The sequence below is a fragment of the Aminobacter sp. P4_H6_2 genome, assembly GCF_056400805.1.
On record NZ_JBFUKO010000702.1, the window covers coordinates 1 to 2650 of the forward strand.

3 protein-coding genes are annotated in these 2650 nt (G+C 64.5%); 2 read left to right on the top strand and 1 reads right to left on the bottom strand.

The genetic code is table 11. The features are described from left to right. Positions 1-601, bottom strand: a 601-nt coding sequence (locus AC1DUU_RS28885; RefSeq protein WP_476786760.1) for an EamA family transporter, incomplete at its 3' end; no start/stop codon positions are given. A gap of 216 nt (positions 602-817) precedes the next feature. Between AC1DUU_RS28885 and AC1DUU_RS28890 the strand changes: the two genes are divergently transcribed. Both AC1DUU_RS28890 and AC1DUU_RS28895 read left to right on the top strand, forming a co-directional pair. Next, positions 818-1882, top strand: a complete 1065-nt coding sequence (locus AC1DUU_RS28890; protein ID WP_476786761.1) for a YeiH family protein — start codon at positions 818-820, stop codon at positions 1880-1882. A gap of 17 nt (positions 1883-1899) precedes the next feature. Beyond that, on the top strand, positions 1900-2650 hold a 751-nt coding region (locus AC1DUU_RS28895), incomplete at its 3' end, for a LysR substrate-binding domain-containing protein (RefSeq protein WP_476786762.1).

The following is a 2650-nucleotide window of genomic DNA, read 5'->3' on the forward strand; positions in this document are numbered from 1 at the left end:
GGCAAACCGCTGCGATGCCGACACGCAGCATCGAGGCCACGAAAGGGTCGATGCCGGTCGCCATCACCGGCCTTGCGATAATGGAGCCGATCGCCTGGCCGGCCGCCGCCCCCAGTCCCAGCGCGACACCGATCCATAATGGCCCCTTCACCGTCTCCCAGGCGTGAAGCTGCGCCCGGCGCGTGCCAAACAGGATCGCAAGCAACACGCCGGCGACAGTGAGCCCGATGCCCATGGAAGCTTTTGGCGCAAGGTCCTCGCCCAGCATCAGCCATCCCAGCACGGCGGCAATCGGCGCGTTCAACGCGAAAAGGATGCCGGCACGGCGAGGCCCCAGCCGATTCAGCGTCGCAAACAGCAGCGTATCGCCGACAAAGATACCAACGAGGCCGGACAAAAGCAGAGGCCCGGCGCTGCCGGCATCAAGTTCGCGCCATGTGCCGGTGGCCAGGACATAGATCGCCAGCAGTACGGTGACGAAGACCTGACGCAAGCGGTTGAATGCCGGCGCGCCGAGATATCCGGCCGGTCCGGCCGAGATCAATCCGGTGACGGCCCAGCATGTCGCCGCCCCAAGTGCTGCAATCTCGTGAACAGGCATTGGCGTTCCGACAGGCAAGAGGATTGATAGGCGCGGACACGACCGCACCAAAGCACCGCTATAGATACGCAGCGCTTCACGTCCAGTGGCACGGCGGTGCCTGGACAGGGCCACCGCCAAACCATTCGCTCACATCGAACGATTCAACAGATATTACGCGTTGGATTGATCAAAAGCCGGCGAATAGCTTGCGCCTGAAATTCGCAGGAACAAGCCATGAATGCCCTCGCCCGAGCCGAAACCCAAAGTGCTGCCGCMATCAGCCCACAGCAGACGGTGCGCCACCCAGCAAGCGGAAATCATCTGGCGCCCGGCCTGCTGCTTGTCGCGGCCATCGCAAGCTTCGCCTTCGCGCTCAGGCTGCTTCCCGGCCTCTCCGCCTTCAGCCCGATGATCATCGCCATCGTTATCGGCATGGCCTTCCACAATCTCGTGGGGACCCCTGCCCTTGCCAAGCCGGGCGTTGCGTTTTCGATGCGCAAGGTGCTGCGCTTCGCCATCATCCTGCTTGGCCTGCAACTGACCGCCAGCCAGGTCGCCGAGGTTGGCGCCATGGGCATCGCCATCATCGCGACAACGCTTGTCGCCACCTTCGCATTCACCTTGTGGCTCGCGAAACTCATCGGCGTCGATCAAAAACTCGCCGAACTGATCGCCGCCGGCACCTCGATCTGCGGCGCATCCGCTGTCATCGCCACCAATACTGTCACCAATGCGCCCGACGAGGATGTCGCCTATGCGGTTGCGTGTGTGACCGTCTTCGGCTCGGTGGCGATGTTCGCCTATCCGTTGCTGCCCGGCCTGCTTCACCTTGATCCCCATGCCTACGGGCTGTGGGTGGGCGCGTCGATCCATGAGATCGCCCAGGTCGTTGCGGCCGCCTTTCAGGGCGGCCAGCAGTCGGGCGAGTTCGGCACGGTGGCGAAGCTCACCCGCGTGATGATGCTGGCGCCGGTGGTCATCGCGCTTGGCGTGGCCGCCCGCCAGCGCGCCAAGTCCGCCGGCAAGACGCATAATGGCGCATCCGCTCCCATGCCGTGGTTCGTGCTCGGCTTCATCGCGATGGTCGGCATGAACAGCCTCGTCGACATTCCGGCCGAGACAAAGGCATGGATCGTCACGCTCACCACCTTCCTGCTGACTATGGCGCTCGCCGCCAYGGGGCTTGAAACCGATGTCCGCAAACTTTGGGCACGCGGCGCCCGTCCACTCTTTCTTGGCCTTGGCGCGTTCCTTTTCATCGCGACTTTCTCTCTAATGCTGGTCAAACTTCTGGGCTGACCACCGAAAGGAAAGCCGTGACCCTTGAACAGCTCAGGATCTTCGTCGCGGTGGCCGAACGCGAGCACGTCACGCGAGCAGCCCAGGCGCTGAACCTGACGCAATCGGCGACGAGTGCGGCTGTGTCCGCACTGGAGGCGCGCTACCAGACGAAACTCTTCGACCGCGTCGGCCGCCGCATCGTGCTCACCGACGCCGGCCGCATCTTCCTGTCAGAGGCGCGCGCGGTGCTTGCCCGCGCCAGTTCCGCCGAAATCGTGCTCGCCGACCTCGCCGGTCTCAAGCGCGGCGCGCTCAAGCTCGCCGGCAGCCAGACCGTCGCCAATTACTGGCTGCCCAGGATCGCGCACCGCTTCCAGACGACCTACCCCGGCATTTCGCTTGGCATCACCATCGGCAACACCGAGACGGTGGCAGCGCAGGTCCATGACGGCGCGGTGGATCTAGGCTTTGTCGAAGGCGAGATCGACGATCCCGCACTTGCCATCGCGCCGGTGGCCGAGGACGAGCTGGTGCTTGTCGCGATATCAGACCACCCCTGGACCGTCACGCCGCCGGCCTCGCCTAGCGACCTCAAGACCGGGCGCTGGATCCTGCGCGAGCAAGGTTCGGGTACGCGCTCGAACTTCGAGGCGGTGCTGGCCACCCTTGGCGTCGAGCCGGGCAGCCTCGATGTCGCGCTCGAAATGCCCTCCAACGAATCGATCCGCACTGCTGCCGAGGCCGGTGCTGGCGTTGCCGTCATGTCGCGGCTTGTTGTCGAAGGCG